General features: G+C 51.7%; 21 protein-coding genes, 1 tRNA gene and 2 rRNA genes. 16 read left to right on the top strand and 8 right to left on the bottom strand.

The genetic code is table 11. The annotated features are described in order from the left end of the window. Nucleotides 1–2 precede the first annotated feature (2 nt). The 4 genes from mreD to csrD all read right to left on the bottom strand — a co-directional run bounded on the left by mreD (nucleotide 3) and on the right by csrD (nucleotide 4,902). Nucleotides 3–491, bottom strand: coding sequence for a rod shape-determining protein MreD (mreD, locus tag J4650_RS21930; RefSeq protein WP_000179403.1), 489 nt, complete (start codon nucleotides 489–491; stop codon nucleotides 3–5). A gap of 2 nt (nucleotides 492–493) precedes the next feature. Beyond that, nucleotides 494–1,546, bottom strand: a complete 1,053-nt coding sequence (gene mreC / locus J4650_RS21925) for a rod shape-determining protein MreC (RefSeq protein ID WP_000802538.1) — start codon at nucleotides 1,544–1,546, stop codon at nucleotides 494–496. A gap of 64 nt (nucleotides 1,547–1,610) precedes the next feature. Continuing rightward, a complete protein-coding gene (gene mreB, locus J4650_RS21920) occupies nucleotides 1,611–2,654 on the bottom strand; it encodes a rod shape-determining protein MreB (RefSeq protein ID WP_000913396.1) in 1,044 nt (347 codons plus the stop codon). 307 nt (nucleotides 2,655–2,961) lie between these two features. Then, entirely contained in the window at nucleotides 2,962–4,902 is a 1,941-nt protein-coding gene (gene csrD / locus J4650_RS21915) for an RNase E specificity factor CsrD (protein WP_023993977.1), read from the bottom strand. Nucleotides 4,903–5,105: 203 nt separating this feature from the next. Between csrD and J4650_RS21910 the strand changes: the two genes are divergently transcribed. From J4650_RS21910 to J4650_RS21850, 13 genes are all read left to right on the top strand, one after another. Next, nucleotides 5,106–6,080 carry an MDR family oxidoreductase gene (locus tag J4650_RS21910; protein WP_001148246.1) on the top strand — a complete coding sequence of 325 codons (975 nt, stop codon included), beginning with the start codon at nucleotides 5,106–5,108 and terminating at the stop codon, nucleotides 6,078–6,080. A gap of 112 nt (nucleotides 6,081–6,192) precedes the next feature. After that, a complete protein-coding gene (msrP, locus tag J4650_RS21905; RefSeq protein ID WP_000723850.1) occupies nucleotides 6,193–7,197 on the top strand; it encodes a protein-methionine-sulfoxide reductase catalytic subunit MsrP in 1,005 nt (334 codons plus the stop codon). Then, nucleotides 7,198–7,797, top strand: coding sequence for a protein-methionine-sulfoxide reductase heme-binding subunit MsrQ (gene msrQ / locus J4650_RS21900; RefSeq protein ID WP_001241496.1), 600 nt, complete (start codon nucleotides 7,198–7,200; stop codon nucleotides 7,795–7,797). Between the two features lie 392 nt (nucleotides 7,798–8,189). Beyond that, nucleotides 8,190–8,660, top strand: a complete 471-nt coding sequence (gene accB / locus J4650_RS21895) for an acetyl-CoA carboxylase biotin carboxyl carrier protein (RefSeq protein WP_000354626.1) — start codon at nucleotides 8,190–8,192, stop codon at nucleotides 8,658–8,660. A 10-nt stretch (nucleotides 8,661–8,670) separates the two neighbouring features. Next, complete coding sequence (gene accC / locus J4650_RS21890) at nucleotides 8,671–10,020, top strand: acetyl-CoA carboxylase biotin carboxylase subunit (protein WP_000884627.1); 1,350 nt, start codon at nucleotides 8,671–8,673, stop codon at nucleotides 10,018–10,020. 108 nt (nucleotides 10,021–10,128) lie between these two features. Beyond that, nucleotides 10,129–10,371 carry a YhdT family protein gene (locus J4650_RS21885; protein ID WP_000340018.1) on the top strand — a complete coding sequence of 81 codons (243 nt, stop codon included), beginning with the start codon at nucleotides 10,129–10,131 and terminating at the stop codon, nucleotides 10,369–10,371. After that, nucleotides 10,361–11,812: a sodium/pantothenate symporter gene (gene panF, locus J4650_RS21880; protein WP_023993976.1), complete on the top strand. Its 1,452-nt coding sequence runs from the start codon at nucleotides 10,361–10,363 to the stop codon at nucleotides 11,810–11,812. Before J4650_RS21885 ends, panF begins: the two co-directional genes overlap by 11 nt. A gap of 11 nt (nucleotides 11,813–11,823) precedes the next feature. Then, nucleotides 11,824–12,705, top strand: coding sequence for a 50S ribosomal protein L11 methyltransferase (gene prmA / locus J4650_RS21875; RefSeq protein WP_001145849.1), 882 nt, complete (start codon nucleotides 11,824–11,826; stop codon nucleotides 12,703–12,705). 660 nt (nucleotides 12,706–13,365) lie between these two features. Continuing rightward, nucleotides 13,366–14,331 carry a tRNA dihydrouridine synthase DusB gene (dusB, locus tag J4650_RS21870; protein WP_001219664.1) on the top strand — a complete coding sequence of 322 codons (966 nt, stop codon included), beginning with the start codon at nucleotides 13,366–13,368 and terminating at the stop codon, nucleotides 14,329–14,331. Nucleotides 14,332–14,356: 25 nt separating this feature from the next. Then, nucleotides 14,357–14,653, top strand: a complete 297-nt coding sequence (gene fis, locus J4650_RS21865) for a DNA-binding transcriptional regulator Fis (protein WP_000462905.1) — start codon at nucleotides 14,357–14,359, stop codon at nucleotides 14,651–14,653. 85 nt (nucleotides 14,654–14,738) lie between these two features. Next, nucleotides 14,739–15,623, top strand: a complete 885-nt coding sequence (yhdJ, locus tag J4650_RS21860) for an adenine-specific DNA-methyltransferase (RefSeq protein WP_000642611.1) — start codon at nucleotides 14,739–14,741, stop codon at nucleotides 15,621–15,623. 82 nt (nucleotides 15,624–15,705) lie between these two features. Beyond that, nucleotides 15,706–15,870 carry a DUF2556 family protein gene (locus tag J4650_RS21855; protein ID WP_000620015.1) on the top strand — a complete coding sequence of 55 codons (165 nt, stop codon included), beginning with the start codon at nucleotides 15,706–15,708 and terminating at the stop codon, nucleotides 15,868–15,870. Nucleotides 15,871–16,020: 150 nt separating this feature from the next. After that, nucleotides 16,021–18,120, top strand: a complete 2,100-nt coding sequence (locus J4650_RS21850) for a bifunctional diguanylate cyclase/phosphodiesterase (RefSeq protein ID WP_023993975.1) — start codon at nucleotides 16,021–16,023, stop codon at nucleotides 18,118–18,120. 2 nt (nucleotides 18,121–18,122) lie between these two features. Here the strand turns inward: J4650_RS21850 and envR are convergent, their stop codons facing one another. Further along, a complete protein-coding gene (gene envR, locus J4650_RS21845) occupies nucleotides 18,123–18,785 on the bottom strand; it encodes an acrEF/envCD operon transcriptional regulator (RefSeq protein ID WP_001085725.1) in 663 nt (220 codons plus the stop codon). A gap of 413 nt (nucleotides 18,786–19,198) precedes the next feature. On the opposite strand from envR, the gene J4650_RS21840 reads away from it, so the two are divergent. The 3 genes from J4650_RS21840 to J4650_RS21830 all read left to right on the top strand — a co-directional run bounded on the left by J4650_RS21840 (nucleotide 19,199) and on the right by J4650_RS21830 (nucleotide 23,939). Beyond that, nucleotides 19,199–20,356 (top strand): efflux RND transporter periplasmic adaptor subunit, encoded by a 1,158-nt coding sequence (locus J4650_RS21840; RefSeq protein WP_000160383.1) that lies wholly within the window; start codon nucleotides 19,199–19,201, stop codon nucleotides 20,354–20,356. Nucleotides 20,357–20,367: 11 nt separating this feature from the next. Further along, nucleotides 20,368–23,481, top strand: coding sequence for an efflux RND transporter permease subunit (locus tag J4650_RS21835; RefSeq protein WP_001524677.1), 3,114 nt, complete (start codon nucleotides 20,368–20,370; stop codon nucleotides 23,479–23,481). A 236-nt stretch (nucleotides 23,482–23,717) separates the two neighbouring features. Further along, complete coding sequence (locus tag J4650_RS21830; RefSeq protein ID WP_000825645.1) at nucleotides 23,718–23,939, top strand: membrane protein; 222 nt, start codon at nucleotides 23,718–23,720, stop codon at nucleotides 23,937–23,939. Between the two features lie 715 nt (nucleotides 23,940–24,654). On the opposite strand, the gene rrf (J4650_RS21825) is transcribed toward J4650_RS21830, so the two are convergent. The 3 genes from rrf (J4650_RS21825) to rrf (J4650_RS21815) all read right to left on the bottom strand — a co-directional run bounded on the left by rrf (J4650_RS21825) (nucleotide 24,655) and on the right by rrf (J4650_RS21815) (nucleotide 25,015). After that, nucleotides 24,655–24,770 (bottom strand): 5S ribosomal RNA (gene rrf / locus J4650_RS21825). Nucleotides 24,771–24,809: 39 nt separating this feature from the next. Then, a tRNA-Thr gene (locus J4650_RS21820) sits at nucleotides 24,810–24,885 on the bottom strand. A 14-nt stretch (nucleotides 24,886–24,899) separates the two neighbouring features. Next, nucleotides 24,900–25,015: ribosomal RNA gene (gene rrf, locus J4650_RS21815) — 5S ribosomal RNA — on the bottom strand. Nucleotides 25,016–25,018: the final 3 nt, after the last annotated feature.

Here is a 25,018-nt window from a genome sequence, read left to right as displayed (position 1 = left end):
CTTTATTGCACAGCAAACTGCTGGCGTACTTTACGCATCAGCAAAAAGAGCCAGGGCCACAGCACGCCATTGACTACACTACTCCAGAACACTTCCGGTCTGAAAGAGACGTTGATCACTAAAAACTCGGCCCAGAAAACAATAATGTCCACGGCCAGTGAAAGCAACATTACCACCAGCGCCTGCTGCCAGAGCGCCAGGTTACGGAAGAGCTGGAATTTCAGAGCGACCAGATAGGCGACAATACTCATCGACAGAGCGCGCACGCCAAGTGTGGAACCGCTGATGAGATCAAGTATGGCACCCATCACAAATCCCGTCCCCACATTTACGCGGTGCGGCAGGGCCAGAATCCAGTACAGTAAGATGAGCAAAACCCAGTTTGGCCGGAAAACAATGATGTCGTCCGGCCAGGGCATGATTTGCAGCAACAGCGCAATAAGAAACGAGAGCCAGATAACCCAGCGCCCCTGGCTACGATAGCTCGCCACCATTACCCTCCCGGCGCACGCGCAGGCGGCGTGGTCGCGCCCGAAGGCGATGGTTGCGTTGATACCGGCGCAGTCTGGCCCGCAGATGGCTGAGTAATCCCCGTCGCCGGGTCCGGCACTGGCGCCGGCGGCCCCATCGCATCCGGAGAAGGCAACACCTGCGGCATCATCTGCATCAGGCGCTCATTGGCGACGCGGTGAACCTCTTCCGGCGTCATCGGATTGGCGCCGTTACGATCGGCTCCCCACAACAGCAGCAGATAGCGTAAACGCTGCAAACCCGCGGTTGGACGTGCCTGAATGACGGTATAGGCGCGCTGAGTGTCCAGCTTGACGGAGGAGACCACCGCCACCGGATACCCTTCCGGGAAACGCCCACCAAGTCCGGACGTTACCAGCACATCGCCGACGCGAATATCGGTATTGGCGGGCAGATGTTCAAGCTGAAGATCGTCAGTACAGCCGTTACCGGCGGCAATCACGCGGATGTCATTGCGCAGTACCTGAATCGGCAGCGCATGAGTCGCATCGCAAATCAGCAGTACGCGGCTGGTCAGTTTCGCCACGGCGACAACCTGCCCTACGACGCCTTTGTCGCTAATGACCGGTTGACCTTCATATACGCCATTAACGCTGCCTTTATCGATAACGACCTGATCGCTGTAAGGATCGTTAACCGTTGAAATAACCTGCGTCACCATTTTCTGCTCGTCCTGACGCAGCGGCGACCCCAGCAGCTCGCGCAACCGCGCGTTCTCCTGTTTGTACTGCCCCAGCATCAGCAGGTCGCTGTTTTTTAGCAGTAATTCCTGGCGCAGCGCCCGGTTTTCCAGCTCAAGCTGGTCGCGAGAAGCCAGCGTTTGCGACACGCTGTCGAGCAGTTCACGAGGGCCGTTTGAAATAAAATAGAAAGGACTGACGGCAGTGTCCATGTACGTTCGGATTTGACTGAACGTCCCCAGGCGGCTGTCGGCAATGATAACGCCGAGCGCCACCAGCACCGCCAGAATAAGGCGAATCTGTAGCGACGGGCCACGGCTAAAAATTGGCTTCATAGGCTATGCGTATTCTCGCGTCGGAGAGGCAGGACAATCCAGGGATAATCCTGCCCGTATCCAACTACTCTTCGCTGAACAGGTCGCCGCCGTGCATATCGATCATTTCCAGCGCCTTGCCGCCGCCGCGCGCCACACAGGTCAGCGGATCTTCAGCAACCACGACAGGAATGCCCGTCTCTTCCATTAACAGACGGTCAAGGTTACGCAACAGCGCGCCGCCGCCGGTGAGCACCATACCGCGCTCGGAGATGTCTGACGCCAGCTCCGGCGGACACTGTTCCAGCGCCACCATTACCGCGCTGACGATACCGGTCAACGGTTCCTGCAACGCTTCCAGAATCTCGTTTGAGTTCAGGGTAAAGCCGCGTGGAACGCCTTCCGCCAGGTTACGGCCACGCACTTCGATCTCGCGGACTTCGTCGCCCGGATAAGCGGAACCGATTTCGTGTTTAATACGTTCTGCGGTGGCTTCACCAATCAGAGAACCGTAGTTACGACGAACGTAATTAATGATGGCTTCGTCGAAGCGGTCACCACCAATACGGACAGAAGAAGAGTAAACCACGCCGTTCAGGGAGATCACGGCAACTTCAGTGGTACCACCACCGATATCCACAACCATTGAACCGGTTGCTTCAGAAACTGGCAGACCTGCGCCGATCGCGGCCGCCATCGGCTCTTCGATCAAAAAGACTTCACGGGCGCCTGCGCCCTGAGCGGATTCACGAATTGCGCGGCGTTCTACCTGCGTCGCGCCGACCGGCACGCATACCAGTACGCGCGGGCTTGGGCGCATAAAGCTGTTGCTGTGCACTTGTTTAATAAAGTGCTGGAGCATTTTTTCGGTCACAAAGAAGTCAGCGATAACGCCGTCTTTCATCGGACGGATCGCAGCGATATTGCCCGGCGTACGGCCCAGCATCTGCTTCGCATCATGACCGACTGCAGCCACGCTTTTCGGCGAACCGGCACGATCCTGACGAATGGCCACAACGGAAGGCTCATTCAATACGATGCCTTGTCCTTTTACATAAATGAGGGTATTCGCGGTACCCAGGTCAATGGACAGGTCATTGGAAAACATGCCACGAAATTTTTTCAACATACTAAGGGATAATCCTGAAAGCTGGGGCGGAAAACAAAATCCGCTTACTTTACCAACCACACGCAGCAGCGACAAGGCGCAAAAATCATCTGCTACGGTGAAAATTAGTGCAGTTCGTTTCCTTTGTTACAAATCTCGGCCTGAGTCCCTCAGGGCTGAAAAAATCAGCAGCAATCCTCGCCTTCGTTTGCAACCTGTCAAAGGTCATTCACCTGCATATTTGCTGCAACAATCTGGCGAGCAGACAAGCACACCCCCATGAGGCGCAGCGCGCGTTATTCTACGTGAAAACAAATTAAACGGCAGGTTAAACCGAGTATCTTTGCGAATATTTTTTCACGTTTGTGTCAAGTAGTTGGGAGGAGGCAAAAAAATCACCCTGCCCGCCAGCCACGCCGCGTTTTGTCAGCGTCTGCCACTCGCCGCGCGAACGGACGCCCGTCGCGTAAACCTGCGTAGGCGTGCCCGCGCAGGCCTCTACCAGACTTTGAACCAGAAGCTGGTTTTCCGTTCGCTTCTCAATGTTTCTGACCAGACTCGGATGCAGCTTGAGTAATTCCACATTGAGCGCTTTAATCCAGCTCGTGCTAACCAGCGTCAAACCCGCCTGTGTCACCGCCACCCGAACGCCAAGCGCATTGACTAAGCGAAGGATAGGTTGTAACCGGCTGATGTGTTGACAAACATCTGCCTCCGCAAGTTCAATAATTATGCGATTTCGCTGTGATTTTTCACACTGCATTAACGTATCGCGCAACCAGCGCTGAAAACGCGGACGAATCAGCGACTCAACCGTCAACTGCATTGCCAGATTTTCATCCGGCCAGTAGCCCAGCAACGTAATCAGGCGGCTAATTTGTAATCTGTCATACTCTTCCGATAAACCAAATTGCAACACCATCGGCATATACTCCGCCGAGCTCACCTCTTCTTTACCGTCATAGATGCGACACATCAATTCCCGATGATGTACGCGACCTTCTCGCGTGACCGCCGGTTTTTGATAAAGTCGCGGTCCGCCCCGGTTCAGCATCTGCTCAATCAATGTGCGCCAGCGCACATTGCCGCGCCCTTTTTCCGGCAGAGTGTCGTCGTAGATAGCCCAGCTATTTCCCCCCTGCAGGGCGGCATTCCGCGCCGCGGCTTCAGCATGTTCCATCACCTGCTCGGTGGACTGTCCGCTGCGCCAGGCGCAAATGCCGATATGTACCATATCGTCACGATCGAGCATTTTGTTAGCCGGTAGCGCATCGACAGCTTTTAAAAGCTGTCCGGCAATACTTTCCGCTTCTTTCAGCGTTCGATGCGGTAGCAGCACGGCAAAGTCGCTGCGGTGATAACGCGCCAGCAGCGAGCCTGGGTAACGCATAATAAATGTCGATAGCAGATTGATAAGCATAAACATCTGCTCTTCCGCCTGATTGCCTCCCAGGCTGTCGCGCAGAAGATTGAAGTCTGGCAAGCGGATCATCATCACCACGCCATGCACTCCCACTTTTTCCTGATCTTCCAGCAGCGTCGCCAGCTGGTTATCAAAGAACAGACGGTTACCGAGTCCGGTTTTGGTGTCCTGCGCGGCGTAGGAGCGAATGAGGGTGTCCAGGCGACTACGCTGTTCGTGAGCAAACTGAATTTCGGAAAGCAATACATCAAGCGCGCTACTGGTGCGCGCTGGCCATTCGTAAACAGAACCGCGGACATTCGCCCCGCGTTCGCCGTTCAGAATACGCGTTGAGCGAATTTCCAGAAGCTCCTGCCCGGAAAGCTGCCGCTGCAGCCAGCGCACCGATAAAAACAAAATCAGAACGATAAAACCGATCGCCAGCGTCAGCGGTGCCGTGGTGATCAGTGAGTGAAAATAATTACCCATCGGGTCCTGATAAACCAGACGTAGCGACATTCCTGGATGTTTTATCAGCGGTACGACCAGCTCGCGATACATGTCGCTGGTGCCGGCTGGCCGATAACCTCTGGCGCGAGAATGGCTGTAGACGCTGCGCTCCCCCTGCAACAGATCGACACACACAATATCGGAAGCGATCATGAGCTCGTCGATTTGCGGCGTCAGCGAGACAATATCATGGGTCACCAGGTGCGTATCAATGGCTGTCGCCGTCGCCTGCACACGGCTGACATACTTATACTGTACGGCGTTATAAAAGCTTAGCGAGCAACCTATCAGAGTCACGAAGATCGTTAACCCCGTGAGCAGCGTGATAAAAGCTGAGAATTTCGTCGTTAATCGCATCCTTGAGTTAACTCCGACGGTTATAAACAGTATGAAAAAGCGAATCTGAAGGCGGAATTCGCCACGGCGCGCAATGAAGCAGGCATACTACCAAAATGGATCTATCTGGCAATTTATTGCGTTGCATCGGCATCACGTTTTAATTAGCGAGTATAGTCTTCGTAGCTATTTTTCCAATCTACCATGTAAAGTGAGGACAGGTTATGCAGGCGTTGATCTTAGAACAGCAGGACGGTAAAACCCTCGCATCCGTGCAACATCTCGAAGAGAGTCAACTGCCGGCAGGTGATGTGACGGTGGATGTCCACTGGTCCAGCCTGAATTATAAAGATGCTCTGGCTATCACCGGAAAAGGGAAAATTATCCGTCATTTTCCGATGATTCCTGGTATTGATTTCGCCGGCACCGTTCACGCAAGCGAAGATCCTCGCTTTCATGCAGGCCAGGAAGTACTACTGACTGGCTGGGGCGTGGGCGAAAACCACTGGGGCGGCCTGGCCGAACGCGCACGCGTTAAAGGCGACTGGCTGGTCGCGCTGCCTGCGGGACTGAGCAGCCGTAACGCCATGATCATCGGCACCGCCGGTTTTACCGCCATGCTGTGCGTCATGGCGCTTGAAGATGCAGGTATTCGCCCGCAAGACGGTGAGGTTGTCGTCACCGGCGCCAGCGGCGGCGTGGGCAGCACTGCCGTTGCATTACTGCATAAGCTGGGCTATCAGGTTGCAGCAGTATCAGGACGTGAAAGCACCCACGGCTATCTTAAGAGCCTGGGAGCTAACCGTATTCTCAGCCGCGATGAGTTTGCTGAATCTCGCCCGTTGGAAAAACAGCTATGGGCCGGTGCAATTGATACCGTTGGCGATAAAGTGCTGGCGAAAGTCCTGGCACAGATGAACTATGGCGGTTGCGTGGCCGCCTGCGGCCTGGCGGGCGGCTTCGCGCTGCCGACCACCGTTATGCCATTCATTCTGCGTAATGTGCGTTTGCAAGGGGTGGACTCGGTGATGACCCCACCGGCACGTCGCGCAGAAGCCTGGGCGCGTTTGGTTAAGGATCTGCCGGAATCGTTCTATGCTCAGGCCGCCACAGAGATTACGCTGGCGGATGCGCCGAAGTTCGCCGATGCCATCATCAATAATCAGGTTCAGGGCCGTACGCTGGTGAAGATAAAATAACGTCACGTATAAAAAAATTTACACTTAATTAACTATTTATTTTTACACATTGACACACTCCCTGTCATATTCACTACACGCCATGTTGTGGTGGGTAGACCGGGAGTCTGTGATGAAAAAGATACGTCTATTAACAGAAGCCGATGTGACTGCGGAATCGGCTTTTTTTATGCAGCGCCGACAGGTGCTAAAAGCATTAGGCATCAGCGCGGCCGCCTTATCCTTACCCTCAACGGCGCAGGCCGATCTCTTCAGTTGGTTTAAAGGCAACGATCGTCCGAAAGCGCCTGCCGGTAAACCGCTTGAGTTTAGTCAGCCTGCCGCCTGGCGAAGCGATTTAGCGTTAACGCCGGAAGATAAGGTGACGGGCTACAACAATTTCTATGAGTTTGGCCTTGATAAAGCCGACCCGGCGGCCAATGCCGGAAGTCTGAAAACCGAACCGTGGACGTTGAAAATCAGCGGGGAAGTCGCGAAGCCATTTACGCTGGATTATGACGATTTAACACATCGTTTCCCATTAGAAGAGCGTATCTATCGAATGCGCTGCGTCGAAGCGTGGTCCATGGTCGTGCCGTGGATTGGTTTCCCTTTATATAAGCTACTCGCGCAGGCACAGCCCACCAGCCACGCTAAATATGTGGCATTCGAAACGCTATACGCGCCGGATGATATGCCAGGACAGAAAGATCGTTTTATTGGCGGCGGACTGAAATACCCTTATGTCGAAGGGCTACGTCTGGACGAAGCCATGCATCCGCTGACTCTGATGACCGTTGGCGTCTATGGTAAGGCGTTACCCCCGCAAAACGGTGCGCCTATTCGACTCATCGTTCCATGGAAGTATGGTTTTAAAGGTATTAAATCTATTGTCAGCATTAAACTCACCCGCGAACGTCCGCCAACCACCTGGAATTTGTCGGCTCCCAACGAATATGGTTTTTACGCCAATGTGAACCCGCATGTGGATCATCCACGCTGGTCTCAGGCTACCGAACGCTTTATTGGTTCAGGCGGTATCCTTGATGTGCAAAGGCAGCCGACGCTGCTGTTTAACGGCTACGCCAATGAAGTCGCTTCGCTGTATCGCGGTCTCAATTTGCGGGAGAATTTTTAAGTGCGTCTGACAGTAAAACAGATAACCTGGCTAAAAGTTTGTCTGCATCTTGCCGGTTTTTTGCCGCTTCTGTGGCTCTTTTGGGCGATAAATCACGGTGGACTCAGCGCAGACCCGGTAAAGGATATCCAACACTTTACCGGCAGAACCGCGCTCAAATTTTTGCTCGCCACCTTGCTGGTTTCACCGCTGGCGCGCTACGCTAAACAGCCATTATTGATACGCACACGCCGCCTGTTAGGATTATGGTGTTTCGTTTGGGCTACGCTGCATTTAACCAGCTATGCCTTGCTGGAACTGGGGATACATAACCTGGCGCTGTTAGGAAGCGAGTTGATTTCACGCCCTTATTTGACGCTTGGGATCATTAGCTGGCTGGTGTTACTAGCGCTGACGTTGACCTCAACGCAATTTGCGCAGCGTAAATTGGGTAAACGCTGGCAAACACTGCATAACGTCGTCTATCTTGTCGCGATCCTGGCTCCCATACATTACCTGTGGTCGGTAAAGATTTTATCACCGCAACCGGTCATCTACGCGGCATTAGCGTTAGCCCTTTTAGCGTTGCGTTACCGGAAGTTTCGCCAGTGGTGGCGCTAGTTCGGTGAACTGTGCGGTCGATTGCAAAACGCAAAACAGGTAATGTCCTTTTTATGTTTCGGGTTGATTATCTTCCCTGATAAGACCAGTATTTAGCTGCCAATTGCGACGAAATAGTTATAATGTGCGACTTTACATTGCCCAACGGCGATTTTCGTTCGCAGAAAGGGTGACAATCGAGCAATGAAGGTATATTTTGTTTTTTGCCCGAAAATGGCAGAAGATAGCCACACAATGACTGGCAAATCATGAATTTCACCTTCGGGTGCTACGGCATAACAGGCAAATCAAAGATGCGCGGTATTTTACCCGCGGCAGTCATTCACATGCTTTACAGACGGCGCTAAAACGCCTGTCACAATCACACTAAACAAAGAGTACGGAACCCACTCATGGATATTCGTAAGATTAAAAAACTGATCGAGCTGGTTGAAGAATCAGGTATCTCCGAACTGGAAATTTCTGAAGGCGAAGAATCTGTTCGCATCAGCCGCACAACGGCAAACGCCGGTTTTCCGGTGATGCAGCAGGCTTATGCGGCGCCGATGATGCAGCAACCCGCTCTGTCTAACGCTGTCGCGCCAGCGGCTACTCCAGCAATGGAAGCGCCTGCCGCAGCGGAAATCAGTGGTCACATCGTACGCTCCCCAATGGTTGGTACTTTCTACCGCACCCCAAGCCCGGACGCGAAAGCGTTCATCGAAGTGGGCCAGAAAGTGAACGTGGGCGATACCCTGTGCATCGTTGAAGCCATGAAAATGATGAACCAGATCGAAGCTGACAAAGCAGGTACTGTGAAAGCGATTCTGGTCGAAAGTGGTCAACCGGTAGAATTTGACGAGCCACTGGTCGTCATCGAGTAACGAGGCGAACATGTTGGATAAAATTGTCATCGCCAACCGCGGCGAGATCGCACTACGTATTCTTCGAGCCTGTAAAGAACTCGGCATCAAGACCGTCGCTGTGCACTCAAGCGCGGATCGCGATTTAAAACACGTATTGCTGGCGGATGAGACGGTCTGTATTGGTCCGGCACCGTCCGTAAAAAGTTATCTGAACATCCCGGCTATCATTAGCGCCGCTGAAATCACCGGCGCGGTGGCAATCCACCCGGGTTACGGCTTCCTTTCTGAGAACGCCAATTTTGCCGAGCAGGTTGAACGCTCCGGCTTTATCTTTATCGGCCCGAAAGCGGACACCATCCGCCTGATGGGCGATAAAGTGTCCGCGATTACCGCGATGAAAAAAGCGGGCGTGCCGACCGTACCAGGATCTGACGGCCCGCTGGGCGACGATATGAATGCGAACCGCGCTCATGCCAAACGTATTGGCTATCCGGTGATCATCAAAGCGTCCGGCGGCGGCGGCGGCCGCGGTATGCGCGTAGTTCGTAGCGATGCTGAACTGGCGCAGTCCATCTCCATGACCAAAGCGGAAGCGAAAGCAGCTTTCAGCAACGACATGGTATACATGGAAAAATACCTGGAAAATCCACGCCACATCGAAATTCAGGTGCTGGCGGACGGCCAGGGCAACGCTATCTATCTGGCGGAACGCGACTGTTCCATGCAGCGTCGCCACCAGAAAGTGGTTGAAGAAGCCCCGGCGCCAGGCATTACGCCGGAACTGCGTCGCTATATCGGCGAACGCTGCGCGAAAGCGTGCGTAGACATCGGCTATCGCGGCGCAGGGACGTTCGAATTCCTGTTCGAAAACGGCGAGTTCTATTTCATCGAAATGAACACCCGTATTCAGGTTGAACACCCGGTGACTGAAATGATTACCGGCGTCGATTTGATCAAAGAGCAGTTGCGCATCGCGGCGGGTCAGCCGCTGTCGATCACACAGGACGAAGTTGTCGTTCGAGGCCATGCGGTAGAATGCCGTATCAATGCCGAAGATCCGAACACCTTCCTGCCAAGCCCAGGCAAAATCACGCGCTTCCATGCGCCTGGCGGCTTTGGCGTTCGCTGGGAATCTCATATCTACGCGGGCTACACGGTGCCGCCGTACTATGATTCCATGATCGGCAAACTCATCTGCTACGGTGAAAACCGCGACGTGGCGATTGCCCGTATGAAAAATGCCCTGCAGGAACTGATTATCGATGGTATCAAAACCAATATCGATCTGCAGACCCGCATCATGAATGACGAGCACTTCCAGCACGGTGGAACCAACATCCACTATCTGGAGAAAAAACTCGGTCTTCAGGAAAAGTAATCGCACGTTAATCTCAAAAGGCCGGTGAATCCGGCCTTTTTTATTTCTGGGGATAGCGATGCCCCATCATGTACAATTCCCGCTTTCTTCACCCATAAGGGACAAAAAATGGACGCTCGTTTTGTTCAGGCCCATAAAGAGGCGCGCTGGGCGCTGTGGCTGACCCTTTGCTATCTGGCGGCATGGTTAGTGGCTGCTTACTTACCTGGAGACTCGCCGGGAATTACCGGTCTGCCGCACTGGTTCGAGATGGCCTGCTTATTGACGCCACTGGTCTTTATTTTGCTGTGCTGGGCGATGGTGAAATTCATTTATCGCGATATTTCGCTGGAGGATGACGATGCAGCTTGAGGTCATTCTACCGCTGGTAGCCTATCTGATCGTGGTCTTCGGGGTCTCGATTTACGCTATGCGCAAGCGTACCGCCGGCACCTTTTTAAACGAATATTTTCTTGGCAGCCGTTCGATGGGCGGGATCGTGCTCGCGATGACGCTTACCGCCACCTATATTAGCGCCAGTTCATTTATCGGCGGTCCCGGCGCGGCTTATAAATACGGTCTGGGCTGGGTCTTGCTGGCGATGATCCAGCTTCCCGCCGTCTGGCTTTCACTGGGTATTCTGGGTAAAAAATTCGCTATCCTGGCGCGTCGCTATAATGCCGTCACGCTTAACGATATGCTATTCGCGCGTTACCAAAGCCGCCTGCTGGTGTGGTTGGCAAGCCTGAGTTTATTGGTCGCGTTTATTGGCGCAATGACCGTACAATTTATCGGCGGCGCGCGACTGCTGGAAACCGCGGCGGGAATTCCCTACGAAACCGGCCTGCTAATATTTGGCGTCAGTATCGCACTCTATACGGCGTTTGGCGGCTTTCGCGCCAGCGTACTTAACGATACGCTACAGGGCCTGGTGATGCTGGTCGGCACGATAGTGCTGCTGGTGGGCGTGATCCATGCGGCGGGCGGTCTAAGTCAGGCCGTTGACACGCTGCACGCTCTCGACCCCAAACTGGTAACGCCGCAGGGCGCCGATGACATACTTTCTCCCGCCTTTATGACCTCTTTTTGGGTACTGGTCTGTTTTGGTGTGATTGGCCTGCCGCATACGGCGGTGCGCTGCATCTCCTATAAAGACAGTAAAGCGGTACACCGGGGCATTATTATCGGTACGATTGTCGTGGCGATTTTAATGTTCGGGATGCACCTTGCCGGCGCGCTGGGTCGCGCGGTGCTTCCGGATCTGACGGTGCCGGATCTGGTGATCCCAACGCTAATGGTGAAAGTTTTGCCGCCGTTTGCCGCCGGGATCTTCCTCGCTGCGCCAATGGCGGCGATCATGTCAACAATTAACGCCCAACTGCTGCAAAGTTCCGCGACGATCATTAAAGATCTCTATCTCAACCTGCGCCCCGATCAGATGCAAAATGAGATCCGGCTGAAGCGTATGTCGGCAGCGATTACATTACTGCTAGGCGCGCTGTTGCTGCTGGCCGCGTGGAAACCGCCAGAGATGATCATTTGGCTCAACCTGCTGGCGTTTGGCGGCCTGGAAGCGGTGTTCTTATGGCCGCTGGTATTGGGCCTTTACTGGGAGCGGGCAAACGCGGCAGGTGCGCTAAGCGCCATGATCGTGGGCGGCGTGCTATATGCCCTGCTTGCCACATTTAATATTCAGTACCTGGGCTTTCATCCGATTGTGCCCGCCTTACTGTTAAGTTTATTGGCTTTTCTGATCGGAAACCGATTCGGCTCTTCCGCTTCGCAAGCCACCGTATTGTCTTCTGATAAATAAAGAGTTTTGCCATGCCATGGATCCAATTGAAACTGAATACCACCGGCGCGAATGCTGAAGAGCTGAGTGATGCGCTGATGGAAGCGGGCGCCGTTTCCATTACCTTTCAGGATACGCACGATACGCCGGTTTTTGAGCCGTTGCCGGGCGAAACCCGTCTGTGGGGCGATACCGATGTGATCGGTCTGTTCGACGCCGAAACCGACATGAAAGACGTTGTCGCTATTCTGGAGCAACATCCGCTGCTGGGTGCCGGATTTGCCCATAAAATCGAACAACTGGAAGATAAAGACTGGGAACGCGAATGGATGGATAATTTCCATCCGATGCGTTTTGGCGAGCGTCTGTGGATTTGTCCCAGCTGGCGCGACATTCCGGACGAGAATGCCGTCAACGTGATGCTCGACCCGGGACTGGCGTTCGGTACGGGTACGCACCCCACCACCTCTTTATGTCTGCAATGGCTGGACGGGCTCGATCTCAACGGCAAAACCGTGATCGACTTTGGCTGCGGTTCAGGCATTCTGGCGATTGCCGCGCTGAAGCTGGGAGCGGCAAAGGCGATTGGTATTGATATCGATCCGCAAGCTATTCAGGCCAGTCGCGATAATGCCGAACGCAACGGCGTGTCTGACCGGCTGGAGCTGTACCTGCCGAAAGACCAGCCAGAAGCCATGAAAGCCGACGTGGTCGTCGCTAACATCCTGGCAGGCCCATTACGCGAACTGGCCCCGTTAATCAGCGTACTGCCCGTTGAGGGCGGTCTGCTGGGGCTTTCAGGTATTCTCGCCAGCCAGGCGGAAAGCGTCTGTGATGCTTACGCCGAGCTTTTCACTCTCGACCCGGTCGTCGAAAAAGAAGAGTGGTGCCGCATTACTGGCCGTAAGAAATAATTCTTGTCAGCGTGGTCGCCCGGCCACGCTTTTCTCCACACAACTGCCTTAACGCCTTTCAGGCACCGAGACATCATTAAATTCATCAAATGAATGCCTGAAATAACTTCTTTGTCACTATCCGTCTGGATAAACAGCTGCTACCAGCGGACAAAAGATACTGGCGTTTTAACGGGTGGCAGCCATCGCCCTCGTACTTAGTAATGCTGTCCGGGTTGTTCTGCAGCATCCGCTAACGCGCTCTTCAGCACAGCTGGAAAAATTTATGCGTGCCATTCATGAACACAAAAGCGCATCTGTGCGCCCCCTTCCGACTGGCAATGGAGAAAAGTCACGCGCAGCGGGAAGTGATCTTGTCCTGAAACGAGACGGCGATCCCATTCATTTGGGGTAATTAGCTTATAAAAAAAGCAGATTATTCCGCTTATCTTGTTTCTGGACGAAGAAATAGAGAGAAGTTACGGGAATTTGTAAGCGCGTACAAAACCGCCGACAATAAATAACCCTATGATTTTACTGAATTATAAATTTATTTTGCTGTTTTTAAGCACGATTCATTGATCTACAACAGTGGATTGTTCAAAGTTTGGCCTTTCATCTCGTGCAAAAAATGCGTAATATACGCCGCCTTGCAGTCACAGTATGGTCATTTCTTAACTCATGCGCATCGGACAATATCAGCTCAGAAATCGCCTGATCGCAGCGCCCATGGCTGGCATTACTGACAGACCTTTCCGGACGCTGTGCTATGAGATGGGAGCAGGATTGACAGTATCCGAGATGATGTCTTCTAACCCGCAAGTGTGGGAAAGCGATAAATCTCGTTTACGGATGGTGCACGTTGATGAGCCAGGAATTCGCACGGTGCAAATTGCCGGTAGCGACCCTGTTGAGATGGCCGATGCCGCACGTATTAACGTGGAAAGCGGCGCCCAGATTATTGATATCAATATGGGGTGCCCGGCGAAGAAAGTGAATCGTAAGCTGGCAGGTTCAGCCCTCTTGCAGTACCCGGATTTAGTGAAGTCTATACTCATCGGGGTCGTAAACGCAGTGGACGTTCCTGTGACTCTCAAGATTCGCACCGGCTGGGCGCCGGAACACCGTAACTGCGTAGAGATTGCCCAACTGGCTGAAGATTGTGGTATTCAGGCTCTGACCATCCATGGCCGCACCCGCGCCTGTTTGTTCAACGGAGAAGCTGAATACGACAGTATTCGGGCAGTTAAGCAGAAAGTTTCCATTCCGATTATCGCGAATGGCGACATTACTAACCCGCATAAAGCCAGAGCTGTTCTCGACTATACAGGGGCGGATGCCCTGATGATAGGCCGCGCAGCTCAGGGAAGACCCTGGATCTTTCGGGAAATCCAGCATTATCTGGACACTGGGGAGCTGCTTCCGCCGCTGCCGCTGGCAGAGGTAAAGCGCTTGCTTTGCACGCATGTTCGGGAACTGCATGACTTTTACGGTCAGGCAAAAGGGTACCGAATCGCGCGTAAACACGTCTCCTGGTATCTCCAGGAGCACGCTCCAGACGACCAGTTTCGGCGCACATTCAACGCTATTGAGGACGCCAGCGAACAGCTGGAGGCGTTGGAGGCATACTTCGAAAATTTTGCGTAAACAGAAATAAAGAGCTGACAGAACTATGTTCGAACAACGCGTAAATTCTGACGTACTGACCGTTTCTACCGTTAACTCTCAGGATCAGGTAACCCAAAAACCCCTGCGTGACTCGGTTAAACAGGCACTGAAGAACTATTTTGCTCAACTGAATGGTCAGGACGTTAATGACCTGTATGAGCTGGTACTGGCTGAAGTAGAACAGCCCCTGTTGGACATGGTGATGCAATACACCCGTGGTAACCAGACCCGTGCTGCTCTGATGATGGGCATCAACCGTGGTACGCTGCGTAAAAAATTAAAAAAATACGGCATGAACTAATTTCGATTAGCTAACTGCTTGTTTAAAAAGGCGCTACTCGGCATGGGGAAGCGCCTTTTTTATACGCATCACATGGAATTTGGTCATGAAAGCGGAATGTGAACCTCAGTACTTTGGCGATGAATCGAAGAAGATTATTCACGGTGACGCGCTAACAGAACTTAAAAAACTGCCTTCTGAAAGCATTGACTTAATTTTTGCCGATCCGCCTTACAATATCGGAAAAGATTTCGACGGTATGGTGGAGTCCTGGGACGAAGCGTCTTTTCTGGCCTGGCTGTATGAATGCATTGATGAGTGCCACCGCGTACTGAAGAAACACGGCACCATGTACATCATGAATAGCACAGAAAATATGCCGTATATCGATCTCAAATGCCGAACGCTTTTTACCATCAAAAGCCGTATCGTCTGGTCCTATGATAGTTCCGGGGTGCAGGCGAAAAAATACTTTGGTTCTATGTATGAACCGATCCTGATGATGGTAAAAAACCCGAAAAGCTATACCTTTAACCGTGATGCGATTCTGGTCGAAACCACTACGGGCGCTAAGCGCGCGCTAATCGATTATCGAAAAAACCCGCCCCAACCATACAATCAGAAAAAAGTGCCGGGCAACGTCTGGTCATTTCCTCGCGTACGTTATCTGATGGATGAATATGAAAACCATCCTACGCAAAAGCCCAGCGCGCTGTTAAAACGGATCATACTGGCCTCTTCTAACCCGAGCGATACCGTATTGGACCCTTTCGCGGGCAGTTTCACCACAGGCGCTGTCGCAGCGGCGTCAGGTCGTAAGTTTATCGGTATTGAACTCAATAATGAGTACGTAAAAATGGGGCTCAGAAGATTGAGCGTCACTTCGCATTATTCAGAAAATGAACTTGCAAAAGTCAAAAAGAGAAAAACACAAAACCTGTCCAAAAAGCAGCGAAATGTCGGGATAAACGCGCTATCTTCAGAGAAGTAAAAGCATTGTAAGTCCGCTTTTCAGCGTCAAAATTTCATGTATATTCCCAGCACGCATGGGCATGAATACACAGGATTTGACGATGATACGTAAGTATTGGTGGCTGGTTGTTTTTGCCGTCTCCGTTTTTCTTTTTGATGCGCTTTTGATGCAATGGATCGAATTGATGGCGACTGAACAGGATAAGTGCCGAAACATGGACTCGGTTAACCCTCTTAAATTGATCAATTGTACCGATCTGGAGTAGCGAACCGGGCGATTTAACCTATGATTATTTATCACCCGGATTTCTTTTATCCCTTATAAAAACAGGGAATTAAAACACGTTGAGGATAAAAGAAGGGGTGATACTGTCTCGTCCTGTTCTTTTCCTGCATAACCAATGAGCTAATGATACATGCCGGTTAGTGAGTACAACCACATCCTTGTGGCGGTTTCATTTGCTGTCGCTATTTTTGCGTCCTATACCGCATTAAATATGGCCGGACGCGTAGCCGGAAGCGCCCGATCAAACGCCAGAATATGGCTAATGGGCGGCGGCTTCGCGCTGGGCGTCGGTATTTGGGCGATGCATTTTGTCGGGATGCTGGCGATGGATCACGCGATGAACATGCGCTTCGATCCGTTCCTCACCGGCCTCTCCATGCTGATCGCGATCGGCTCCTCCCTGTTTGCGCTATGGCTGGTTAGCGCTGAAAAACTGCGCCTGCGCCGTTTACTACCGGGCGCGCTGGTGATGGGACTGGGCATCAGCGCAATGCATTATACCGGGATGGCGGCGTTGCAATTTGCTTCCATTATCGCCTGGAATAGCGCATGGGTTGCCCTCTCTATCATTATCGCGCTACTGGCGTCCTGCGGCGCGCTGTGGCTCACGTTCCGCCTGCGTCATGAGGGAACAGATGTCGCCCTGAGGCGAGCAGGCGCCGCGGTATTAATGGGGATAGCTATCGCCGGCATGCATTACGCCGGCATGAAGGCCGCACACTTTCCCCAAAACTGGCCGATGGAGCATCGTGGCGTCGATAGCAACTGGCTGGCCGTTCTTGTCAGCGTGGTCGCGCTGACTATCCTGGGCATTACTCTGCTGGTTTCTTTATTTGACGCCCGGCTTCAGGCCCGTACCGCACTACTTGCCTCTTCGCTGGCGCAGGCGAACCAGGAACTGGCGCAGTTGGCGCTGCATGATACGCTCACCCGTTTACCAAACCGGGTACTTCTTGAGGATCGTCTGGAACAGGCCATCAGCAAAGCGAATCGGGAAGGCACGTCTTTCGCGCTACTGTTTATGGATCTGGATGGCTTTAAAGCCGTTAATGACGCTTATGGTCATGATATCGGCGATAAGCTACTGGTGGCGGTCACGCATCGTCTGAACCAACCACTGAGCGGTCAGTTTACCCTGGCGCGGATTGGCGGCGACGAATTTGTGCTGCTTGCAGAAGTCAGCGCGCCTGACGAAGCGGCTTCCCTTGCCAGCGCGCTGGTACATTCGATAGATGCGCCCTTTACGATAGATCCGTATGAACTGGTCGTCACCCTTAGCGTGGGAATAGCGCTCTATCCGCTGGACGGAAAAAACGAACGGGAACTGATGTTCAACGCCGATGCCGCGATGTACCACACGAAGCATACAGGGCGTAACGGATACCATTTCTTTCAGCCATCAATGAATATGCTGGCGCAAACCCAACTTCAGCTAATGAATGACCTGTGGCTGGCGCTGGAAAGACAAGAGCTCAGGCTGGTGTATCAGCCTAAATTTCAGGCCCCTGCCGGCCCCATTGTAGGATTTGAGGCCCTGTTGCGCTGGTATCATCCAAAACAAGGCGTACTGAATCCTGACCAGTTTTTACCGCTGGCGGAAAAAACGGGTCTTATCGTCACTATCGGTAGCTGGGTGATAGACGAGGCGTGTCGACAGCTCCGCGAGTGGCACTTACAGGGATACGCCTTATGGTCAGTGGCGGTAAATCTGTCCGCCTTACAATTTGAGCAGCCCGGGCTTGTGGACACCATTACGCGGAGCCTGGCCCGACACAGTATCCGTCCCGATTTATTGATTCTGGAAATCACCGAAACCACGGCGATGAACAAGCCAGAGCAAAGCGTCGCTATACTCACCAGATTAACGGAAATGGGGGTTAAGGCCTCTATTGACGACTTTGGCACCGGTTATTCCAGCCTTCTCTATCTGAAACGTCTTCCGGCGTGCGAACTAAAAATTGATCGCGCTTTCGTACATGAACTCAGCGAGGCAGGCGACGGCGCGACCATTGTTGCGGCTATTGTCGCGCTGGCGAAAGCGTTAAATCTGCAAATTGTGGCAGAAGGGGTAGAAAATGAAACGCAGCAACAATTTTTGACCCAGTTAGGATGCCATACGCTTCAGGGGTTCCTGCTTGGCAAGCCGCGTACGGCAGAGGAAATTGCTCGCGATATTCGGGACCCTGCCAATATATTCACAAGGCCAATATATAATATCAACTCAAAATAATCTCAGGCTTCTTCCGCCTGTTGTTCATTTGGCATTAATTGCCTCACACTGCCATCCGGGCTTAGCATTTTTAATACATTATCGACTAATGCAGGCGCCTGCTTATAAAGATCATAACTTGTGGGATTCATTAACCAGTTCTTTACTATTCCGCTAAAACTACCATGCAGAATAATTAATATGACATCCAGATCAAGACTGCCTGAGATCAGCTTTTTATCCATACATCGCTGTAATACTTCAAGCAGCGACTGATGATGGAAACCCATCTTCTCCCGAATGGCCTGTTCCGATATCATACCATTATGGAATTCACATTTATGATATAAAATCTGCATTAATGCCTGCTGACGAGGCACTGCCGCAATATATTGTAAGGCTGCAATAAATTTCTCTCGTAGATCCTGTAAAGGATTATCATTCCAGCATCCCGTAAGCCTATCCTGAATAAGTTCGCGTAAAGGTGGTTGCTGTAACCAAACCTCATTAAACAACTGCGTTTTATTCTCAAAGTGCCAGTAGATGGCGCCCCGCGTGACATCAGCGGCATCAGCGATATCATTCAACGTCGTGTTGGCAACGCCGCGCAAAGCGAACTGCGCAATAGCGGTTTCAATCAAATGTTGCCGCGTTTTAAGCGCATCCGCCTTCGTTTTCTTCGCCATAATTAAGATATCCTGGACCATAAAAACGATAAATACGCTGATAAAATACTCAGCACAAAAAACAACTTTACCATGTCCTTTTTAGTCAGACGAGAGACAGCTATTTTTATTTCGCACAATATCGCCAAATCAATAATAAAAACAAATAAATTAATAAAATATATTCATATAAAATATATATTTCTAATTATGTTATTCAACATCATGATTTTACTAATCGGGACATTATGAAACGACAGGGAATAGTTCTTTTTTTTTGCTTTTATGTGCCGTGAACCCCATCCCAAAATAAGTATTGCTTACATCACAAGCTAATAATTTGTAGGATACCCCACTGCTATTCTATTTTTCGCGCGTTAACGCCTTACCGTTATCCGGTGAATAACGAGCTTTCGGTTTTTTAAGGAACAGTAATGACGAAACATGCCAGGTTTTCACTCCTGCCCTCATTCATCATATTCTCTGCTGCGCTGCTGGCCGGTTGTAATGACCAGGGAGATACCCAGGCTCATGCCGGCGAGCCGCAAGTCACCGTCCATGTGGTCGAAACAGCGCCGCTAGCCGTAACGACCGAACTTCCCGGACGTACGTCCGCATTTCGCATTGCGGAGGTTCGCCCCCAGGTGAGCGGGATCGTGCTTAAAAGAAACTTCACCGAAGGTAGCGATGTAGAGGCCGGACAGTCGCTTTATCAGATCGATCCTGCCACTTATCAGGCCGATTATGACAGCGCTAAAGGCGAACTTGCTAAAAGCGAAGCGGCTGCGGCTATCGCGCACCTGACGGTCAAACGCTATGTTCCACTGGTCGGCACAAAATATATCAGCCAACAGGAATATGATCAGGCGATTGCCGACGCCCGCCAGGCCGATGCCGCCGTTGTGGCGGCAAAAGCCGCTGTTGAAAGCGCGCGTATTAACCTTGCGTATACCAAAGTCACCTCACCCATCAGCGGGCGTATAGGAAAATCTAATGTGACTGAAGGCGCGCTGGTGACTAATGGTCAGTCAACTGAACTGGCTACCGTGCAACAACTCGACCCGATTTATGTCGACGTGACGCAATCAAGCAACGACTTTATGCGACTCAAGCAATCCGTCGAACAAGGTAACCTGCATAAAGACAGCGCCAGTAGCACGGTTCAACTGGTAATGGAAAATGGTCAGGTCTACCCGATTAAAGGCACGCTGCAATTTTCCGACGTTACCGTAGATGAAAGCACCGGCTCTATCACGCTCAGGGCGGTTTTCCCTAACCCGCAACATAGTCTGCTTCCCGGTATGTTTGTTCGCGCCCGCATTGATGAAGGCGTCCAGCCCAATGCCATCCTTGTCCCCCAGCAGGGCGTAACCCGCACGCCGCGCGGCGACGCAATGGTGATGGTGGTTAACGATAAAAGCCAGGTCGAAGCCCGCAATGTCGTGGCGGCGCAGGCTATTGGCGATAAATGGCTCATCAGCGAAGGGTTAAAACCGGGCGATAAGGTCATCGTCAGCGGCTTACAAAAAGCGCGACCGGGCGTCCAGGTGAAAGCCACTACCGATGCTCCTGCAGCGAAAACGGCGCAATAAGGTAACCGTACATGGCAAACTTTTTTATTAGACGTCCTATTTTCGCCTGGGTTCTGGCCATTATCCTGATGATGGCTGGCGCACTGGCAATAATGCAACTTCCCGTTGCGCAGTATCCAACCATTGCGCCGCCAGCGGTTTCTATTTCTGCAACCTATCCTGGCGCGGATGCGCAGACGGTACAGGATACGGTTACTCAGGTTATCGAACAAAATATGAACGGTATCGATAACCTGATGTATATGTCCTCTACCAGCGACTCTGCTGGTAGCGTGACCATCACCCTGACCTTCCAGTCCGGCACCGATCCGGATATCGCGCAGGTTCAGGTGCAAAATAAATTGCAGCTCGCCACGCCTTTACTGCCGCAAGAAGTCCAGCAGCAGGGGATTAGCGTTGAAAAGTCCAGCAGCAGCTTTTTGATGGTCGCCGGGTTCGTCTCGGATAATCCGAACACTACCCAGGACGACATCTCTGACTATGTCGCCTCTAACATTAAGGATTCTATCAGCCGTCTGAATGGTGTGGGCGACGTTCAGCTATTTGGCGCACAGTACGCCATGCGTATCTGGCTGGATGCGAATCTGCTAAATAAATACCAGCTCACGCCAGTTGACGTCATCAACCAGTTAAAAGTACAGAACGACCAGATTGCGGCAGGCCAACTGGGCGGTACGCCAGCATTACCGGGCCAGCAGCTTAACGCCTCAATCATCGCCCAAACGCGTCTGAAAGATCCGGAAGAGTTCGGCAAAGTTACGTTGCGCGTCAATACCGACGGCTCTGTCGTCCATCTCAAAGATGTCGCGCGTATTGAGCTTGGCGGTGAAAACTATAACGTTGTAGCGCGCATTAACGGTAAACCGGCCTCCGGTCTCGGTATTAAACTGGCGACCGGCGCTAACGCGCTGGATACCGCAACCGCAATCAAAGCGAAACTGGCGGAACTGCAGCCTTTCTTCCCGCAGGGAATGAAGGTGGTTTATCCTTATGACACAACGCCCTTCGTAAAAATATCTATCCACGAAGTAGTAAAAACGCTGTTTGAAGCGATTATTCTGGTGTTCCTGGTAATGTATCTGTTTTTACAGAATATCCGGGCAACCCTGATTCCTACCATCGCTGTTCCTGTCGTGTTGCTAGGCACTTTTGCGGTACTCGCCGCCTTTGGCTACTCCATCAATACCCTGACGATGTTCGGCATGGTACTGGCGATAGGGCTGTTGGTTGACGATGCGATAGTGGTCGTAGAAAACGTTGAACGTGTAATGATGGAGGATAACCTTTCTCCCCGAGAGGCGACGGAAAAATCCATGTCGCAGATTCAGGGAGCGCTGGTTGGTATCGCGATGGTACTGTCTGCGGTATTTATCCCGATGGCCTTTTTTGGCGGCTCGACCGGGGCAATTTATCGCCAGTTCTCTATTACTATTGTTTCAGCAATGGCGCTATCCGTTCTGGTTGCGTTGATTCTGACGCCAGCGCTGTGCGCTACGCTGCTTAAACCCGTATCTGCTGAACATCACGAGAAAAAAAGCGGCTTCTTTGGCTGGTTCAATACCAAGTTTGATCACAGCGTTAACCACTATACTAACAGCGTAAGCGGTATCGTGCGTAATACGGGTCGCTATCTCATTATCTATCTACTTATTGTAGTCGGAATGGCGGTTCTGTTTTTACGCCTCCCGACCTCCTTCCTGCCGGAAGAAGATCAGGGGGTATTCCTGACCATGATTCAGCTCCCCTCTGGCGCTACGCAAGAACGTACGCAGAAAGTGCTGGATCAAGTCACTCATTACTACCTGAATAATGAAAAAGCGAACGTCGAAAGCGTGTTTACCGTAAACGGCTTTAGCTTTAGCGGTCAGGGACAAAACTCAGGGATGGCATTTGTCAGCCTTAAACCCTGGGAAGAACGTAACGGTGAAGAAAATAGCGTCGAAGCCGTTATCGCCAGAGCGACACGCGCCTTTAGCCAGATTCGCGACGGGTTGGTGTTCCCCTTCAACATGCCGGCAATTGTCGAGTTAGGTACCGCGACAGGTTTCGACTTTGAACTGATTGATCAGGGAGGACTCGGTCACGATGCGTTAACGAAAGCGCGTAATCAACTCCTGGGTATGGTCGCGAAGCATCCTGATCTATTAGTACGCGTACGCCCGAACGGGCTGGAAGACACGCCACAGTTCAAGCTGGATGTCGATCAAGAAAAAGCGCAGGCGCTCGGTGTTTCGCTGTCTGATATCAACGAAACCATCTCCGCGGCGTTGGGCGGCTATTACGTTAACGACTTTATCGATCGCGGACGAGTGAAAAAAGTATACGTTCAGGCTGACGCTCAGTTCCGTATGCTGCCGGGAGATATCAACAATCTTTATGTGCGCAGCGCCAATGGCGAGATGGTGCCCTTCTCTACCTTTAGCTCAGCACGGTGGATTTATGGTTCGCCACGCCTGGAACGCTATAACGGGATGCCGTCAATGGAACTGCTCGGCGAAGCAGCGCCCGGACGAAGTACCGGTGAAGCCATGTCGTTAATGGAAAACCTGGCTTCACAGCTGCCAAACGGTATTGGCTATGACTGGACAGGTATGTCGTATCAGGAACGGTTGTCAGGTAACCAGGCACCGGCGCTGTACGCAATCTCACTCATTGTCGTTTTCCTCTGCCTTGCCGCTCTGTATGAAAGCTGGTCAATTCCGTTCTCGGTAATGCTGGTCGTACCGCTCGGCGTGGTTGGCGCTCTGCTTGCAGCGTCATTGCGCGGTCTGAACAATGACGTTTACTTCCAGGTTGGCTTGTTAACCACTATTGGCCTTTCTGCTAAAAACGCCATCCTGATTGTCGAGTTCGCCAAAGATCTCATGGAAAAAGAAGGACGTGGATTGATTGAAGCGACGCTGGAAGCATCCCGTATGCGTTTACGTCCTATTCTAATGACCTCGCTGGCCTTTATTCTCGGGGTAATGCCGTTAGTTATCAGTCGTGGCGCAGGTAGTGGGGCACAGAACGCAGTAGGCACAGGGGTTATGGGGGGAATGTTAACCGCAACCTTATTAGCTATCTTCTTCGTGCCAGTATTCTTCGTTGTTGTAAAACGCCGATTTAATCGCCATCATGATTAACCGGTAAACAGAGGCGTCTTCGGACGCCTTTTTAAACGGTACGTCTTTATCTCCGCTATTCCCCCTCTCCGCTTACCTCTGCATTCTCCATAGTTTTTACAATTCACATGAATTGAGATGATTCCTCATGTCGGCCATTTTTTCTGTGGTGGTAAAATAACTCTCGTTTTCGCAGCGGTTAGAGCCAGCATTTACGTTGCTGTACTTCGCGAAACGCTGATTAATGAGGTAACACCATGAAAAGACTAATTCCAGTTGCATTGCTTACCACCTTATTGGCAGGTTGTGCACATGATTCTCCCTGCGTACCGGTTTATGACGATCAAGGGCGGCTGGTTCATACCAATACATGTATGAAAGGTACAACGCAGGATAACTGGGAGACAGCAGGCGCTATCGCTGGCGGCGCTGCGGCGGTAGCAGGGTTGACGATGGGTATCATTGCGCTTTCTAAATGATACATGCAGGCGCGGCAATGCCGCGCTTTCAGTAATAATATAAAGGTCGTAAGGATACTCAGCGACGTAATCTATTCAGCCTATCCCCCGAAAGTTAACACGATAAAACGCTCTCTTTTCTTACTCGCCCATCCCGATGGTATTTATTCTATTCCTTGTCCGATGCAGACAAAATTGTAGCTTGATAGCATCGTAAGCCGCATTACAAACAGGCTTTATACAGTAAGACTTAGAGCGTGGTCATTAGGCGTAATTATTACAGACAGTCTGGATATAAACCGGAGCATACACGTAATACATGAGGATTTTGAGCACTGTCCCAGGGCCAAACTGGCAAATAAAATAGCCTAATGGACCAGATTCTTAGTCCTCAGCGAATATCTCTATTGCTTATTAGTGGCGTAAGTAAAAGCCGTTTGTACATCTACTTCAGCACGGTTCACATTCGATGATTCAGGCGGCTATATGGCGGGAAATCACGTTGACTAAAACGGTTTTTATCCACTCTACGAAGATGTTATATATACCCAAAATAATTCGAGTTGCTTAAAGGCGGCAAGGGAGTGAGTCCCCAGGAGCATAGATAACTATGTGACTGGGGTGAACGACAAATCTGCCGGGAGCAGATTTGTCCTCCTCAGGAGAGTACTCACCGACAAACAACAGATAAAACAAAAGGCCCAGTCGAAAGACTGGGCCTTTTGTTTTATTTGATGTCTGGCAGTTCCCTACTCTCGCATGGGGAGACCCCACACTACCATCGGCGCTACGGCGTTTCACTTCTGAGTTCGGCATGGGGTCAGGTGGGACCACCGCGCTACTGCCGCCAGACAAATTCTTTTTCAAATGCCGAACTTTAACCGTATTAAGTGGTGCTGATACCCAGAGTCGAACTGGGGACCTCACCCTTACCAAGGGTGCGCTCTACCAACTGAGCCATATCAGCACACTAAATTTGATGCCTGGCAGTTCCCTACTCTCGCATGGGGAGACCCCACACTACCATCGGCGCTACGGCGTTTCACTTCTGAGTTCGGCATGGGGTCAGGTGGGACCACCGCGCTAGTGCCGCCAGGCAA

It is taken from the genome of Salmonella sp. 32120201201600049SM, from assembly GCF_017572835.1.
Lineage (GTDB): Bacteria > Pseudomonadota > Gammaproteobacteria > Enterobacterales > Enterobacteriaceae > Salmonella > Salmonella enterica.
This window is presented reverse-complemented; position numbering and strand designations above follow the sequence as displayed.

Coding starts and splice junctions, on each gene's coding strand:
- accC (WP_000884627.1), top strand. CDS start 8,671: ATGTTGGATAAAATTGTCATCGCCAACCGCGGCGAGATCGCACTACGT.
- J4650_RS21835 (WP_001524677.1), top strand. CDS start 20,368: ATGGCAAACTTTTTTATTAGACGTCCTATTTTCGCCTGGGTTCTGGCC.
- csrD (WP_023993977.1), bottom strand. CDS start 4,902: ATGCGATTAACGACGAAATTCTCAGCTTTTATCACGCTGCTCACGGGG.
- panF (WP_023993976.1), top strand. CDS start 10,361: ATGCAGCTTGAGGTCATTCTACCGCTGGTAGCCTATCTGATCGTGGTC.
- J4650_RS21885 (WP_000340018.1), top strand. CDS start 10,129: ATGGACGCTCGTTTTGTTCAGGCCCATAAAGAGGCGCGCTGGGCGCTG.
- J4650_RS21840 (WP_000160383.1), top strand. CDS start 19,199: ATGACGAAACATGCCAGGTTTTCACTCCTGCCCTCATTCATCATATTC.
- prmA (WP_001145849.1), top strand. CDS start 11,824: ATGCCATGGATCCAATTGAAACTGAATACCACCGGCGCGAATGCTGAA.
- envR (WP_001085725.1), bottom strand. CDS start 18,785: ATGGCGAAGAAAACGAAGGCGGATGCGCTTAAAACGCGGCAACATTTG.
- mreB (WP_000913396.1), bottom strand. CDS start 2,654: ATGTTGAAAAAATTTCGTGGCATGTTTTCCAATGACCTGTCCATTGAC.
- dusB (WP_001219664.1), top strand. CDS start 13,366: ATGCGCATCGGACAATATCAGCTCAGAAATCGCCTGATCGCAGCGCCC.
- fis (WP_000462905.1), top strand. CDS start 14,357: ATGTTCGAACAACGCGTAAATTCTGACGTACTGACCGTTTCTACCGTT.
- J4650_RS21910 (WP_001148246.1), top strand. CDS start 5,106: ATGCAGGCGTTGATCTTAGAACAGCAGGACGGTAAAACCCTCGCATCC.
- J4650_RS21855 (WP_000620015.1), top strand. CDS start 15,706: ATGATACGTAAGTATTGGTGGCTGGTTGTTTTTGCCGTCTCCGTTTTT.
- mreC (WP_000802538.1), bottom strand. CDS start 1,546: ATGAAGCCAATTTTTAGCCGTGGCCCGTCGCTACAGATTCGCCTTATT.
- msrP (WP_000723850.1), top strand. CDS start 6,193: ATGAAAAAGATACGTCTATTAACAGAAGCCGATGTGACTGCGGAATCG.
- J4650_RS21830 (WP_000825645.1), top strand. CDS start 23,718: ATGAAAAGACTAATTCCAGTTGCATTGCTTACCACCTTATTGGCAGGT.
- yhdJ (WP_000642611.1), top strand. CDS start 14,739: ATGAAAGCGGAATGTGAACCTCAGTACTTTGGCGATGAATCGAAGAAG.
- J4650_RS21850 (WP_023993975.1), top strand. CDS start 16,021: ATGCCGGTTAGTGAGTACAACCACATCCTTGTGGCGGTTTCATTTGCT.
- accB (WP_000354626.1), top strand. CDS start 8,190: ATGGATATTCGTAAGATTAAAAAACTGATCGAGCTGGTTGAAGAATCA.